General features: G+C 58.4%; 13 protein-coding genes. 7 read left to right on the forward strand and 6 right to left on the reverse strand.

Translation table 11 applies throughout. From position 1 onward, the window contains the following. Positions 1 to 252: 252 nt before the first annotated feature. The gene (locus CKW31_RS28690) at positions 253 to 1,635 is read right to left on the reverse strand and encodes a DKNYY domain-containing protein (protein ID WP_095102468.1); all 1,383 of its coding nucleotides are present in this window, start codon (positions 1,633 to 1,635) and stop codon (positions 253 to 255) included. A gap of 191 nt (positions 1,636 to 1,826) precedes the next feature. On the opposite strand from CKW31_RS28690, the gene CKW31_RS28695 reads away from it, so the two are divergent. After that, positions 1,827 to 1,979 (forward strand): hypothetical protein, encoded by a 153-nt coding sequence (locus tag CKW31_RS28695; protein ID WP_095102471.1) that lies wholly within the window; start codon positions 1,827 to 1,829, stop codon positions 1,977 to 1,979. Between the two features lie 133 nt (positions 1,980 to 2,112). Here the strand turns inward: CKW31_RS28695 and CKW31_RS28700 are convergent, their stop codons facing one another. After that, entirely contained in the window at positions 2,113 to 3,195 is a 1,083-nt protein-coding gene (locus CKW31_RS28700; protein WP_095102568.1) for an MBL fold metallo-hydrolase, read from the reverse strand. 186 nt (positions 3,196 to 3,381) lie between these two features. Between CKW31_RS28700 and CKW31_RS28705 the strand changes: the two genes are divergently transcribed. Beyond that, positions 3,382 to 4,005 (forward strand): TetR/AcrR family transcriptional regulator, encoded by a 624-nt coding sequence (locus CKW31_RS28705; RefSeq protein WP_095102474.1) that lies wholly within the window; start codon positions 3,382 to 3,384, stop codon positions 4,003 to 4,005. Here the strand turns inward: CKW31_RS28705 and CKW31_RS28710 are convergent. Next, a complete protein-coding gene (locus CKW31_RS28710; RefSeq protein WP_095102477.1) occupies positions 4,002 to 4,679 on the reverse strand; it encodes a DJ-1/PfpI family protein in 678 nt (225 codons plus the stop codon). The genes CKW31_RS28705 and CKW31_RS28710 overlap by 4 nt on opposite strands. A gap of 107 nt (positions 4,680 to 4,786) precedes the next feature. On the opposite strand from CKW31_RS28710, the gene CKW31_RS28715 reads away from it, so the two are divergent. The 4 genes from CKW31_RS28715 (at position 4,787) to CKW31_RS28730 (ending at position 9,962) form a co-directional block, all read left to right on the forward strand. After that, complete coding sequence (locus CKW31_RS28715) at positions 4,787 to 5,770, forward strand: GlxA family transcriptional regulator (RefSeq protein ID WP_095102480.1); 984 nt, start codon at positions 4,787 to 4,789, stop codon at positions 5,768 to 5,770. A 520-nt stretch (positions 5,771 to 6,290) separates the two neighbouring features. Beyond that, positions 6,291 to 7,640 carry a gluconate:H+ symporter gene (locus CKW31_RS28720; RefSeq protein WP_095102483.1) on the forward strand — a complete coding sequence of 450 codons (1,350 nt, stop codon included), beginning with the start codon at positions 6,291 to 6,293 and terminating at the stop codon, positions 7,638 to 7,640. Beyond that, positions 7,641 to 8,501 (forward strand): MurR/RpiR family transcriptional regulator, encoded by an 861-nt coding sequence (locus CKW31_RS28725; protein WP_095102486.1) that lies wholly within the window; start codon positions 7,641 to 7,643, stop codon positions 8,499 to 8,501. A 3-nt stretch (positions 8,502 to 8,504) separates the two neighbouring features. After that, complete coding sequence (locus tag CKW31_RS28730; RefSeq protein WP_095102489.1) at positions 8,505 to 9,962, forward strand: amidohydrolase family protein; 1,458 nt, start codon at positions 8,505 to 8,507, stop codon at positions 9,960 to 9,962. Positions 9,963 to 10,062: 100 nt separating this feature from the next. On the opposite strand, the gene fahA is transcribed toward CKW31_RS28730, so the two are convergent. Further along, on the reverse strand, positions 10,063 to 11,361 hold the full coding sequence (fahA, locus tag CKW31_RS28735) for a fumarylacetoacetase (protein ID WP_095102492.1): 1,299 nt from the start codon (positions 11,359 to 11,361) through the stop codon (positions 10,063 to 10,065). Next, a complete protein-coding gene (gene hmgA, locus CKW31_RS28740; protein ID WP_095102495.1) occupies positions 11,358 to 12,665 on the reverse strand; it encodes a homogentisate 1,2-dioxygenase in 1,308 nt (435 codons plus the stop codon). The genes fahA and hmgA overlap by 4 nt, the downstream gene beginning before the upstream one ends. 300 nt (positions 12,666 to 12,965) lie before the next feature. Between hmgA and CKW31_RS28745 the strand changes: the two genes are divergently transcribed. Further along, positions 12,966 to 13,760 carry an IclR family transcriptional regulator gene (locus CKW31_RS28745; protein ID WP_095102498.1) on the forward strand — a complete coding sequence of 265 codons (795 nt, stop codon included), beginning with the start codon at positions 12,966 to 12,968 and terminating at the stop codon, positions 13,758 to 13,760. Positions 13,761 to 13,984: 224 nt separating this feature from the next. Here CKW31_RS28745 and hppD read toward each other — a convergent pair whose 3' ends face one another. After that, complete coding sequence (gene hppD / locus CKW31_RS28750) at positions 13,985 to 15,061, reverse strand: 4-hydroxyphenylpyruvate dioxygenase (RefSeq protein WP_095102500.1); 1,077 nt, start codon at positions 15,059 to 15,061, stop codon at positions 13,985 to 13,987. Between the last annotated feature and the right edge of the window lie 54 nt (positions 15,062 to 15,115).

Below are 15,115 nucleotides of genomic sequence, written 5' to 3' on the forward strand. Positions count from 1 at the left end.
GGGCGTGTGTGAGGAGATATCGACGTGGAGACCTTGCTACAGAACGATCGGCTAAATCGAGGAGCGAGCGATCGTCCACGTCGACTCTCGGCACCTAATCTGACAGATTGCTAACAGATAAGGAGCTCACCGAGGTTACGAGGCCAGCGATGGCGGTCTTTCTGATAAATCGCTATCGCGGCCTCGCGGTGCTCGTGCGCTCCTACAGGTCCTATGTCTGCTGCGCGACGGCGAGGTTCGATAGAACCCCGCCTAGTCCTGACGGCAATCAGCAAGCACGAGCCGGCCATCGTTGCGATCTATCACGGTATCGCCAGCGCTTCGTTTCTCGCGGCTGACAAATAGGTAACGGTAGCGGTCGTTTTCCAGCGCCACTGCAAAGCCTTCGGGTGTTTCTGTCTCAGCCAGTTGACGCAGTGCGCCGAGACGACTCGAATCGCCCGCTTTCGGCCAGGCTGGCACGCGAGAATTTGCAGAGCACTTCTTCAGATTCGACTGCGGGAAAGAGGTGATGAAGCCCTCCTCGTCGACAAGCGCCCCGGCTATCGGACCGCTGAGGTGTCCACGAAAGGATGGACCGGCAACCGGAGAGGTGTCAGGACCGCTGATGTAGTACAAGCGCTGCCCACTGATCCCAAGAACATACGGCGTATTGTCCGGCCGGAAGAACACCAGGTCGGGCACGCTCGAGATGCGCTTCACATCGTTCACGCCACGAAAATACAGCACATCATTCCCTGCAAGGGCGAGGCGTGATTCCGGGCCGTTATCGAAAACCTGAGGGTGATTCGCCTTGCAGCGAAGGTCAGGATGGCCCGCTATTGGACAGGTTGGAGATAAGGTTTTGATGTCAGCGCCATTAAAGCCATCGAGTTCGCTAAGGCTGTCCACTGCCTTTCCTCTCAGATAGAGACGACGCCCGTCGCTGACCAGACTCCTACGAGAGTTTTCAGGAACAAGCATAGTCAGCGTCGGCAGGACATCGGGTCTCTCCTTCACGCTGCTCAGGCCAACCTCGAATACACGGCCGGCATTGATCACGAAGGGCCCGACGAACTGCATCTCCCCCAACGCCATGTCCGGCATCGGCTCGTCACCGTGATAAATGTGGTTGCGATCCTTTGCCCAATCCTCGTGCCCGTCGGCGCCCGATGTATCAAATGCCTCGAAAGTGGCTGGGTCCGCGCCTTCAATGGGAGTAGTCAGGAGAAACACCTTACGGCCATCAGTCGAATACCAGGAATCACCCAAGCGTCGCAAGTCGGTGCCATGGGGCGTCAACAGATAATAACCACGCTCTTCACGCACCACATTGCGCTGCATCTTTGATGGGAGTATGCACGCAGGGACGGGTACGTATACGCCAGCGCGCGGGCACGCCGTGCTTTCCGTCTTTGAGTCAGTGATGTAATACCCTTTTCCATCGATCTCGGCTAGTTGGCGACCTTTCATGTTGATGTTGTGTTTCACGCAAGTTACGGTCTTCTCAGGATGCTGCTTAAAGTTTTGCTGACCAGGCTTTGCCAGTGGGTACCATTTTTCGGTGCACTCATTCACCGTGTAGGCATGCACAGCAGAGGACGAGGCCAGTATCATCGCGCCCCATAAAACCCTGATAACGTTCCAACTCTTCATCCCTGCTGCCCCATTCAACTGATTCGTTGCGATATGTATCTCCCCCCCAGCGGCCGCGGGGTGCTGATAATAACGCTCAACGGTCTGGATCGGATGCGATCAATCCGGAAAATATTGCGAATCTTGCGCGTGCTGTGTTGCCCAATCTCTAACGACTACAAACCAGCCCACAGACAACAAGAGATGCCGTGATGACCGAGCAAACGAAAGATCAGGAATCGAACCGCGAAGACCTCGACCACAAACCGGAAAATGCCGGGAAGATTGGCGAGAAGAACAAGCAGATGAATGAACAGGGTGAGCAGCCGAGACCAGGTACGCCGGCGGATCCGAAGCAGGGTTGAGGGTAGTACCGGTGATCTCATGTGGGAGCGGTGCTTGCCCGCGATAATTTGCAAACCCAATCGCAGGCAAGCACCGCTCCCACAGGACTCCGCGCGTTGTCAGTGGCAGCGAGTTCGCCTGCACAGACAGGCTTCAAGCATTGCGCCGCACGTACTGAAAACCGCGGATGTTCTCCGACGGCACTTCCCGCACGCCTTCCATGCCCAGCCACCAGGCAGTACCGCGACATGGGAATTGCACGTAAAACGGCTGTCCCATTTGCGGCGTGGTGATTGAGACATTTTTCTCCCAGGCCAGCGCGATAATGCGGTCGAAAGGTTCGTGCCAGGCGTGCATGGCCAGGTCAAAGGTGCCGTTATGGACCGGCAGCAACCAGCGACCGCGCAGGTCAATGTGCGCCTGCAGGGTTTCTTCAGGCTGCATGTGCACGTCGGGCCAGTCGACGTTATAGGCACCGGTCTCCATCAACGTCAGGTCGAACGGCCCGTATTGCTCACCGATGGTTTTGAAGCCGTCGAAGTAACCGGTATCGCCACTGAAGAAAATCCGCTGATGCTCATCGTGCATAACCCATGACGCCCAAAGGCTGCGATTGCCGTCCAGCAGCGTACGGCCGGAGAAATGCTGGGAAGGCGTTGCGACAAACTGCATGCCATGCACTTCGGTGGATTGCCACCAGTCCAGTTGCTGAATCTTGTGCGCCGGTACGCCCCACTCCATCAAGGTATCGCCCACGCCCAGCGGCGTAAGGAAGTGCTCGGTTTTAGCCTCCAGTGCCCTGATCGTCATGTGGTCGAGATGATCGTAATGGTTATGGGACAGAATCACTGCCTTGATCGGCGGCAGTTCTTCCAGGCTGATCGGCGGCTGGTGGAAGCGCTGCGGCCCCGCCCACTGCACCGGCGATGCACGCTCGGCGAACACCGGATCAGTGAGCCAGAAAACCCCGCGCATTTTCAGCAAGACCGTGGAGTGTCCCAAGCGGTAGACCGTGTAGTCCGGCGCAGCCAGAAGCTGTTGGCGCGAGAGTGATTGCACTGGAATTTCCCCCGAAGGTCGGGTAACCGAGGGCTTCTTGAAAGCCATGTTCCAGAAAATCCCCAGCGTCTTGAAAAAGCCCATCCGACTCATGGGCACGGGGTTGCGATAACGGCCCTCGTGCTTTTGCAGGGTTGGTAAAGGCTGAGCTGACGAATGTTCTGTGATCTTGGTCATGGTCTGCTGACTCCGGGAGTTTGCCGCGCTGCTCATCATCGCCGCCGCTTTGCAATAGCGGAAAAGGCAAATAATGTGTAACCTGCGTTTACACTACACAGTGTAGTTTTAAGCTTGCATCATCATTGATGACAAGTAAACTGCCGGGTGTACTTTTTATCAAAACACTTGTTTGAAGCGAGACCTATGACTGCTCCCCTGCGACTCACCGACCGAAAACGCGAAGCTATCGTGCTGGCAGCCATTGCCGAGTTTCGCGACACCGGGTTTGAAGTGACCAGCATGGACCGCATTGCCGCACGGGCCGAGGTTTCCAAACGCACGGTCTACAACCATTTCCCCAGCAAGGAAGAACTGTTCGCGGAAATCCTCCAGCGCCTCTGGTGCCGTATTGGCGAGAATCGGGATTCAATCTATCGGCCGGGTGTGACACTGCGTCATCAGTTGCGCGTTATGTTGCAGGCCAAAATGCAGACGCTCTCTGATACCAACTGCCTGGACCTTGCGCGAGTGGCGCTGGGGGCAACCATTCATTCACCCGAACGTGCACAAGTCTGGCTGGCACGCCTGGATGAGCGTGAAGAAACCTTCGCCGCCTGGATCCGCGCCGCCCAGGCCGATGGTCGACTCAAGGCCGCCGACCCGACGTTCGCCGCCACCCAGATGCATGGTCTGCTCAAGGGCTTTGCGTTCTGGCCTCAAGTGACTTTCAACAGGCCGATATTGAGTGCAGAACAACAAGCCGATGTCATTGAATCGACGCTGGACATGTTTCTTGGCTGGTACGAAATCCCGGTAGCAAAAACCTAAGACTTTGCCAGCACTCGCGCCACGATTGCGCGGCGTTGCTCAATGGATTCCCGGAGTCGCTCGCTGGCCAATGCCAGGACTTCGGCGGGTGCGGTTGAGGGATGACCTGCGTTGAAAGGCGCTGCCGGGGCGTACTCCAGCTGCAGCTGCACGGTCTGCGCCCGCACCTCTCCGAACAATTCGCTGACCAGCGTCAAGGCGAAATCAATTCCTGCGGTCACCCCGCCACCGGTCATCAGGTTGCCATCGCGGACCACCCGCTCATGCACCGCGATTGCGCCAAAACTCTCCAGCAATTCATGCGAGGCCCAGTGAGTCGTCGCCCGCCTGCCCTTCAATAGCCCGGCTGCGCCCAGTACCAAAGCGCCGGTGCAGACCGACGTCAGGTATTTAACGGTCAGGGCCTGTTTGCGGATGAACGCCAGGGTTTGTTCGTCTTCCAGCAAGGGGTCGATGCCCTGACCGCCGGGAATGCAAAGAACATCGAGTGGCGGGCAACCGGCGAAAGTCTGAGTGGGCTTGAGTTGCAGGCCGGTACTGGAATGCAGCGCGTCAAGGTCTTTCCAGATCAAGTGCACAGTCACGTCGGACGTCGAGGCAAATACGTCATAAGGGCCGGTCAAGTCCAGCTGTTGCACTTTTGGAAATATGAGCAAGCCGATGTGCAGAGTCATATGAAGTCCGCTTGAGGTTGGGGTAGACGCGATAACTCTAGCGGTTTAGCCTTTGGCGGATACGCCATAGTACCCACTTTTCACGCCAACGACTTCAGATAAAGCCAATGAGCGATCAGCCACGATCCGTGCACATTCTTGCGTTCCCCAACGTTCAGTTGCTGGATGTCTGCGGACCGCTGCAAGTCTTCGCCTCGGCTAACCTTCAGGCCCAACAACAGGGTCTCCCCGTGCCTTATCAAATGAAGGTCATCGCCGCCCAGGACCACACCATCGAATCGTCAGCAGGGCTGGGCTTGCTGACCTTTCCTCTGCCTGCGGCCAGCGAACGCAGTGACACGTTGATCGTCGCGGGTGGTCGTGGCGTTCAGGTGGCGGCCAGCGATCCTCAACTGGTGCACTGGCTGCATGAGCGCGCCGGTGCAAGCCGACGCGTCGCCTCGGTGTGCAGTGGCGCGTTTCTGTTGGCCGCGACCGGCTTGCTCGACGGCCGCCGCGTTGTGACCCATTGGCACAGTTGCGAGGCGCTGGCCCGGCAATACCCGGCGCTACGGGTCGATCCCGATCCGATCTTCATCAATGACCAAGGGTTCTGGACTTCGGCAGGGGTAACGGCGGGTATCGATCTGGCCCTGGCATTGGTCGAGGAGGATCTAGGCCACGCCATGGCACTGGCCGTGGCGCGTGATCTGGTGGTGTTCCTCAAGCGACCGGGCGGCCAGTCGCAGTTCAGCGCCACCTTGTCGATGCAACACGCCAGCGTCACGGACGATGGACGCTTTGCCGATCTGCATGGCTGGATCATCGAAAATCTGACCAGCGACCTCGGCGTTGCCGCTCTGGCCGCAAAGGTGGGCATGAGCGAACGCAGTTTCGTCCGCCACTACCGCGCGCAAACCGGCATCACCCCGGCCAAGACCATCGAACAACTGCGGGTTGAAGCGGCCCGACGGTTATTGGCGGACAGCACACTGCCCATCAAACGCGTGGCGGCGCGCTGTGGGTTTGGCAGTGAAGAGACCATGCGCCGTAGCTTCTTGCGAGGGCTTGGGGTGACGCCGATGGCTTATCGGGAGCGGTTTAGCGGGTGATGAATCTCAAGACTCCAGCTTGGAATGCGGTCCTGTGGGAGCGGTGCTTGCCCGCGATAAGGCTGGACGCGGTTCACTTCAGATCGCGTCCAGCCTTATCGCGAGCAAGCTCTGCTCCCACAGGAATAACAGTCGTGGGTCCGGCTTTAGCCGGGAAAGGGCCGGTACAGGCGCAGCATTTCTATCGTCAGGAATGCAGCCTTCCCGGCTAAAGCCGGTCCCACGTCAGCTTGCGGGCAAACATGGAATCCCCCACAAACTCATTGACAACATAGCCCTCCTTAAAAGAAAACTATTTTCATATATTGATTTCTATTTTTGATTTCGTGTAATTTATTTTCATCACGAAAACAGAGATAACAATAATGACTGCCTGTGATCGCCGCTGCTCCACCCCTGCTCCAGCGTGCAAACCTTTAGCGATACCTCTGCCGAGTTTTTCCGGAACGCCTCTTCACTGACGGGTTACTCCTGCCTGTGCTGAGCCATTCGATCACCTCTCTCTGCAAGGAACCGCTCTATGCCGCCGTCCGCTGGTATTTCACTGTTGGTTTACGCTGCCGTCGCGATCATCGCCTTGATCGTGTTGATTGCCCGTTATCGCCTCAACCCGTTCATTGTCATCACGCTGATTTCAGTAGGCCTGGCTCTGGTCGCCGGCATGCCTGCCACGGGGGTCGTTGCGTCGTATGAAGCCGGTGTTGGCAAGACCCTCGGGCACATTGCTCTGGTCGTGGCACTGGGCACCATGCTCGGCAAAATGATGGCTGAATCCGGCGGTGCAGAGCAGGTGGCGCGGACCTTGATTGACCGCTTCGGCGAGCGCAATGCGCACTGGGCCATGGTCTGCATCGCCTTCCTTGTGGGCCTGCCGCTGTTCTTCGAAGTCGGCTTCGTGCTGCTGGTGCCGATTGCCTTCACCGTGGCGCGTCGGGTTGGTGTTTCGATCCTCATGGTCGGCCTGCCGATGGTGGCCGGTCTGTCGGTGGTGCATGCGCTGGTGCCGCCGCACCCTGCGGCGATGCTGGCGGTTCAGGCCTATCAGGCGTCGGTCGGGCAAACCCTGTTCTATGCCATTCTGATCGGCATTCCTACCGCGATCATTGCCGGTCCCCTGTACGCAAAGTTCATCGTGCCGCGTATCCAGTTGCCCGCCGAGAACCCACTGGGCAAGCAGTTTCTGGACCGAGAACCGCGTCAGCAACTGCCAAGCTTTGGCCTGACCATGGCCACGATTCTGTTACCCGTGGTGCTCATGCTGTTGGGCGGCTGGGCCAACCTGATCAGCACGCCGGGCAGTGCCTTCAACAGTTTCCTGCTGTTCATCGGCAACTCGGTGATCGCCCTGCTGCTGGCCACCTTGCTAAGCTTCTGGACACTGGGTATCGCCCAAGGCTTCAACCGCGACTCGATTCTGAAGTTCACCAATGAATGTCTGGCGCCGACGGCGAGCATCACGCTGCTGGTGGGTGCCGGTGGTGGCTTGAACCGGATTCTGATCGACAGCGGCGTCACCAATGAAATCGTCGGTCTGGCTCAAGAGTTTCATCTCTCGCCGCTGCTCATGGGCTGGCTGTTCGCCGCATTGATGAGGGTTGCTACGGGTTCAGCGACGGTGGCCATGACCACGGCTTCGGGTATCGTTGCCCCCGTGGCGCTCGGTCTTGGCTATCCCCATCCGGAGTTGCTGGTGCTGGCAACAGGCGCAGGTTCGGTGATCTTTTCCCACGTCAACGACGGTGGTTTCTGGCTTATCAAGGAGTACTTCAACATGACCGTGGCACAAACCTTCAAAACCTGGACGGTGCTGGAGACCTTGATTTCCATTGTCGCATTCGCCCTGACGCTCGGCCTGGCTCAGGTGCTCTGAGTGGATATTCTTTACCAGATCCGCGCGCGTCAGGACTCACTCAGCGCGGGAGAAAGCCGGATTGCCAGACTGATCCTCAGTGACATGGCGTTTGCCGCCAGCGCCAGCCTCGACGAGCTGGCCAGACGGGCTGAAGTCAGCAGTGCCACCCTCTCGCGTTTTGCTCGCAGCATCGGCTGCCGGGACCTGCGCGACCTGCGCCTGCAACTGGCTCAGGCCAGTGGCGTCGGCAGCCGCTTTCTCAAGCCCGAGCAAGCGCCAGAGCAGTCGGCGTTTTTCACGCAGATCGTCGGCGATATTGAATCCACGCTGCGTCAGCAACTGGCCGGGTTTGACGAGTCGCGCTTTGCCGCCGCCGTCGCACTGGTCAGCAAGGCGCGGATGATTCATGCGTTTGGCATGGGCGGCTGTTCCAGCCTGTGCAGCGAAGAATTGCAGACCCGACTGGTGCGTCTGGGTTATCCCATCGCCGCCAGCCGTGATCCGGTGATGATGCGCCTGATCGCCGCAACGCTTGGGCCGGAACACAGCCTGATTACCTGTTCGCTCAGCGGTCGGACGCCGGAGCTGCTGGACGCTGTGAAACTGGCCAGCAGCTATGGCACTAAAATCCTGGCCATCACCCTGCCCGACTCACCATTGGGGCAAATCGCCGATGTGGTGTTGCCGTTGCAGATTGCCGAAACCAATTTCATCTACAAACCCACCGCCGCCCGCTACGGCATGCTGCTGACCATCGACGTGCTCGCCACCGAACTGGCCCTGCTCGCCCCTGAAGAAAATCAGGAGCGACTGCGGCGGATCAAGCTGGCCCTCGATGACTATCGCGGCGGTGAAGACGGCTTGCCGCTTGGAGACTGAACCATGCTTTATGACCTGATCATTCGCGACGCGCTGGTGATCGATGGCAGCGATAGCCCCGGTTTCCGCGCCGACGTGGCAATTTACGAGGGCCGCATCCTGCGTGTCGGCCCCCTCGACGGCGCGAAGGCAAAAGAAGAAATCAACGCCGCAGGCCGCGTCCTGGCGCCAGGCTTTATCGATGTGCACACCCACGACGACACGGTCGTGATTCGCCATCCCGCGATGCTGCCCAAGATCAGCCAGGGGGTCACGACAGTGATCGTCGGCAATTGCGGAATCAGCGCCTCACCGGTTTCCCTGGCCGGGGATCCACCTGATCCGATGAACCTGCTCGGCAGCGCCGCCGCATTCGTTTACCCGCGTTTCAGCGACTATCGCAATGCCGTGGACGAAGCGCGTCCTGCAGTCAATGTCGCCGCACTGATCGGCCATACGGCGCTGCGCAGTAATCATATGGACGATCTGCAGCGCACCGCCAGCCCGGAAGAAATCAGCGCCATGCGCGAACAGTTGCGCGACAGCCTTGAAGCCGGTGCGCTTGGGTTGTCTACCGGCCTGGCTTACGCTTCCGCGTTCTCCGCAGAGACCACCGAGGTCAAGCAACTGGCCGAAGAATTGACCGCGTTCGGTGCGGTGTACACCACTCACTTGCGCAGCGAGTTCGAGCCGGTGCTGGACGCCATGGATGAGGCCTTCGATATCGGTCGCCACGCCAAATCGCCGGTGGTCATTTCCCATATGAAATGCGCAGGCGCCGGTAACTGGGGACGCAGCCCGCAGTTACTCGCCTCGCTGGAAAAAGCCGCTCAGACTCATCCGGTGGGCTGCGACTGTTATCCCTACGCCGCCAGTTCGTCGACACTGGACCTCAAGCAGGTAACTGACGCGTTTCGCATCACTATTACCTGGTCAACACCGCACCCGGATCAGAGCGGCCGCGACCTGAAAGACATCGCCGCCGACTGGCAACTGTCGCTGCTGGATACCGCCCGCAAGCTGCAACCGGCAGGTGCGGTGTATTACGGCATGGATGAGCAGGATGTCGAACGGATCATGAGTCATCCGCTGTCGATGATCGGTTCTGACGGACTGCCGGAAGATCCGTTTCCGCATCCACGTCTATGGGGAGCGTTTCCCCGTGTGCTCGGGCATTTCAGCCGCGATCTGGGGCTGTTCCCGCTGCATACCGCCGTGCACAAGATGACCGGACTATCGGCAGCGCGCTTTGCCTTGCATGAACGCGGCCTGATTCGCGAAGGCTACTGGGCGGACCTGGTGTTGTTCAATTCTGAAACCGTGCGCGACGTCGCCGACTTCAAAGACCCACAACGCGCCGCCGAAGGCATCGACGGGGTTTGGGTCAATGGACAATTGAGCTATGCAGACGGCAAGGCGCAGGGTGAGCGGCAAGGAAGGTTTTTGCCGAGGAGTGGGTCGCTTATCGAGGGGTTTCTATAGGAATGGGGTCTAGCTGTAAGAATTGTGCTTGCCTTAGATTGGGTTACCAAATCTAAGGCAAGCACAAACACTGACAGTTAAAACCCACTCCAAACCAGAACTAACCCACCACCACACCCCGGCACTCGCCAAACCCGATCGACACCTGCCCTTCCCGCTGGCAGCGGGCACGCAGGGTGACCTCATCACCGTCTTCCAGAAAACGCCGCACTTCACCACTCGGTAACTCGACGGTGTGCTTACCGCCCTCGGTCATTTCCAGCAGGCTGCCAAATTGCCCCGGCTGCGGGCCAGACAAGGTGCCGGTGCCGAACAGGTCGCCGGGTTGCAGTTTGCAGCCATTGACGCTGTGGTGGGTGAGCATCTGCGCCACGGTCCAGTACATGTTCAAGGTGTTGCTGCGAGCCAGAACCTGAGCCGGTAAACCCTGGGCTTTCATCTGCCGGGTCAATAAAAGCACCTCCAGTTCGATATCCAGCGCACCACCCTGCTGATCGGCTTCATCCAGCAGGTATGGCAACGGCTGAGGATCACCCTCGGGCCGCGCCGGTTGCGGGCAGCGGAACGGCGCCAGCGCTTCGGCCGTGACCACCCAGGGAGAAAGGGTCGTGGCAAAGCTCTTCGACAAAAAGGGTCCAAGTGGCTGGTATTCCCAGGCTTGCAGATCGCGGGCCGACCAGTCGTTGAGCAGGCACAACCCCGCGATATGCTGCTGCGCATCGGCGATCCCGATGGGCTCTCCGTCAGGGTTGCCTGGACCAACCCAGACGCCCATTTCCAGTTCGTAATCCAGTCGTTTACATGGGCCGAACTGGGGGACGTCCTGACCGGGCGGAAGCGTCTGGCCATCGGGACGTTTGACCGGGCTGCCGGACACACACAGCGTCGAAGCGCGGCCATGGTAGGCAATCGGTACGTATTTATAGTTGGGCAGCAGCGGATTGTCGGGACGGAACAGCTTGCCGACGTTCATCGCGTGATGAATGCCGACATAGAAATCGGTGTAATCGCCAACACGAGCAGGCATGTGCAATTGACATTCGCTCATGGGATGCAGCAGCAACTCGCTGGACGCTTGCAGACGCGCCCGCTGTGGGCTGTGTTCGTCCAGCAGATGCAGCAATTCACTGCGCAACGCTCGACGGCCATGAGCACCGAGGGCAAAAAAATCATTCAACTGATCGCGACTGGCAGCCTCGGCAGCCCCACGCGCAGCGCCATTGAAAAAGCCCGCTGCCAGGGCCGCTTGCAGATCGAAAATAGAATCCCCGATCGCTACGCCACCACGCCTGGCAGAATCGCCCCGACTGAAAACGCCCAGCGGCAGGTTCTGCAATGGAAAATCAGCATGGCCGTTGGCGGAAGTCACCCAACTGCGGCTGTGTGCAGGCGTATTCATCTCGGCATTCCCTTAGTGAAGGTCTTCGCCATGCCGGTCCAGCAGGCGTCGTAATCGGTTTGCAGGTGCGGGCATTGCAGGGCATGCAGGCTCGGGCGCAAGACTTTGCTGGTCTCGAACATGAAGGCCATTGTGTTATCGATCTTGTGTGGCTGTAATTGCGCAGCCGTGGCTTTTTCAGCCGTGGCGTTATCCGGGCCGTGGGCGCTCATGCAGTTGTGCAGCGATGCGCCGCCGGGCATGAAGCCCTCGGCCTTGGCATCGTAGGCACCTTCGATCAGGCCCATGAATTCATTCATCAGGTTGCGGTGAAACCATGGCGGCCGGAAGGTGTTTTCGGCCACCATCCAGCGCGGCGGGAAGATCACGAAATCAATATTGGCCTGGCCATGCACGGTGCCCGGAGAAGTCAGCACGGTGAAGATCGATGGGTCAGGATGATCGTAACTGACGGTGCCAATGGTGTTGAAACGGCGCAGATCGTACTTGTACGGCACGTTGTTGCCATGCCACCCCACCACGTCGAAGGGTGAGTGATCGAGCTGCGTGCTCCACAGTTCGCCGAGGAATTTCTGCACCAGGGTTACCGGCTCATCGCGCTCTTCGAACCAGGCGATGGGCGCGAGAAAATCCCGAGGGTTGGCCAGCCCGTTACTGCCAATCGGCCCCAGCTCAGGCAGGCGCAACGCGCAACCGTGGTTTTCACACACGTAACCTCGGGCCGTCGCATCCAGCAACTGCACGCTGAAGCGCATGCCACGGGGCAACACAGCGATTTCTTGCGGTTCGATATCGAGCAGGCCCAGTTCAGTGACAAGGCGTAAACGGCCCATCTGCGGGACGATCAGCCATTCACCGTCGGCATTGAAAAAAGCTCGCTGCATCGAGGCCGTGGCGACATAGTTGTAGAGCGTCACGCCCTCAGTCTGATCGGCGGCGTGGGTGCTGGCCATGACCTGCAGACCATCGATGAAGTCCGTCGGTTCGGACGGTAAGTCAAAAGCATTCCAACGCAGACGATTAGGCGTAACCGGCCCCATTTGCTGGCCGATGATCTGTCGATCCAGCCGCTGATAATGGGGATGGGCAGCAGAGGGTTTGATGCGATAAAGCCAGGTTCGTCGGGCTTCTGCACGGGGTACGGTAAACGCGGTGCCTGACAACAATTCAGCGTAAAGACCCAAAGTGTGCTTCTGCGGTGAGTTCTGCCCCAACGGCAATGCCCCAGGCAGCGCTTCACTGCTGAACTGATTACCGAAGCCCGATTGATAAACCAGCGGCTCGGGAGACTGATGAGTAAACATCGGAACCTCTTTTTGTTTTTATAAGTTATTGCGTTGTGTCCATGACACCGAATGACCTGTAGGAGCTGCTGAAGGCTGCGATGACGGTGTGTCAGGATAAATGTTTCGCAGCCTTCGGCAGCTCCTACAGGAATGCATTTCAATTCCGCAAATTGCATCTTTTTTCAGGGGCAGCACGGGCAAAAAATTACATTTAACAGAAAACGATTACGCATAACGTAATTTGAGTTTGAAAGCCGGTCAAGCTATAAAGCAGCCTCCTCAGACCGGCGTAGCTCGTCCCTTTTTGAAATGAGCGTAATGACCACAGACACCGAAAGCCCCGCAGGCGGGCGTCAGCAAAAGGTTCAGGCCGCAGAAGTCGGCATGGGCATCCTCAAGGCGCTGGCCGAACTGGCACCCTCCACTTCACTGTCGAAGCTGGCTGAACACGTGGCCATGCCCGCCAGCAAAGTGCATCGCTATCTGCAGGCGCTGATTGCCAGTGGTTTCGCCGAGCAGGATGCGGTTACCAACCACTACGCACTGGGCCGTGAGGCGCTGTATGTGGGCCTGGCTGCGGTGGGTCACCTGGATGTGCTGAAAATCGCCGCACCGCATTTGGCGGTGTTGCGCGACGAGCTGAATGAAACCTGCTTTCTGGCGGTGTGGGGTAATAAGGGCCCGACAGTCGTTTATGTCGAACCTTCAAGCGGTGCGGTGACCCTGGTGACTCAGGTCGGCTCGGTGCTGCCGTTACTCGGTTCTTCTACAGGACTGGTGTTCGACAGCTTCCTCACGAACAGCGAAACCGCTGAGCTGCAAGATCAGGAGTCGGCTCATTTAAACGCTGCGCAATTGCGTGAGATCGAACAACACCTCAGCGATATCCGCAGCAACGGTGTGCATCAGATTCGCGGGTTGTTGATGGCGGGAGTCAATGCGGTGTCCTCACCGCTCTTCAGCGTCGGCAACAAGCTCGCCGGGGTGATCACCATGGTGGGATCGGCATCAGTGTTTACCGACGAACGCCAGGCTAAAGCAGCACAGCGGCTGCGGGCGACGGCGCGGGTGATCAGCTCGCGGATGGGTGGGGATGTTTCATTGTTCCAGTGATGGATGCAGGGCGTTATCTGGAATGGGTTTTAACTGGGAAAGCAGTGGTTGCCTTGGATTGGGTTCGCAAATCATCGCGAGCAAGCTCTGCTCCCACAGGGCCGTATTTTCAACTCAAGAAGCGTGTAAATACATTCTACTTGTGGGAGCGAGGCTTGCCCGCGATGGTGTGTTAACCCAATCTCAGCCAAGCCTCGAACCCACAGTTAAAACACTTTCCAGCCCTACTCCACCGCCAAAACCCCACGCTTGATCTGGTCGCGCTCAATCGACTCGAACAGCGCCTTGAAGTTGCCCTCGCCGAACCCGTCATCGCCCTTGCGCTGGATGAATTCGAAGAACACTGGCCCCATCAGGGTTTCCGAGAAGATCTGCAGCAATAAACGCCGCTCGCCCCCATCAGAAGAACCATCCAGCAAAATGCCGCGGCTTTTCAGTTCGGCCTCCGGCTCGCCGTGGTTGGGCAAGCGGCCTTCGAGCATTTCGTAGTAGGTTTCCGGCGGCGCGGTCATGAAGCGCATGCCGATGGCTTTCAGCGCATCCCAGCTCTTGATCAGGTCGTCGGTGAAGAACGCCACGTGCTGGATGCCCTCCCCATTGAACTTCATCAGAAACTCTTCGATCTGCCCTGCCCCTTTGGACGACTCCTCGTTCAACGGAATGCGGATCATGCCGTCCGGCGCAGTCATGGCCTTGGAGGTCAGGCCGGTGTATTCGCCCTTGATGTCGAAGTAGCGAATCTCGCGGAAGTTGAATAGTTTTTCGTAGAAGTTCGCCCAGTAAGCCATGCGCCCGCGATAGACGTTATGGGTCAGGTGATCGATAAACTTCAGGCCTGCGCCCACGGGGTGACGATCTACGCCTTCGATGAAGTTGAAGTCGATGTCATAAATCGAAGTGCCTTCGCCAAAGCGGTCGATGAGGTACAGCGGCGCACCGCCAATGCCTTTGATGGCTGGAAGGCGCAGCTCCATCGGCCCGGTGGCGATTTCCACGGGCTGGGCGCCGAGATCAAGTGCCCGCCGGTAGGCGAGGTGGGAATCCTTGACGCGGAAAGCCATGCCGCACACCGACGGCCCATGCTCGGCGGCAAAGTACGAAGCCGGGCTGTTGGGCTCGTTGTTGAGGATGATGTTGATATCGCCCTGGCGATACAGCACCACATCCTTGGAGCGATGCACCGCCACCTTGGTAAAGCCCATGATCTGAAACACAGGCTCAAGGGTATTGGGCGTCGGCGAAGCGAACTCGATGAACTCAAAGCCCATCAGGCCCATTGGGTTCTCATATAAATCAGCCATGGTCTGGCTCCGTGCTGGAAAGTGGATTAGCGTTTCTTCAACGTCCCTTTCCAG

This window comes from Pseudomonas sp. Irchel 3A5 (assembly GCF_900187575.1).
Taxonomy (GTDB): domain Bacteria; phylum Pseudomonadota; class Gammaproteobacteria; order Pseudomonadales; family Pseudomonadaceae; genus Aquipseudomonas; species Aquipseudomonas folii.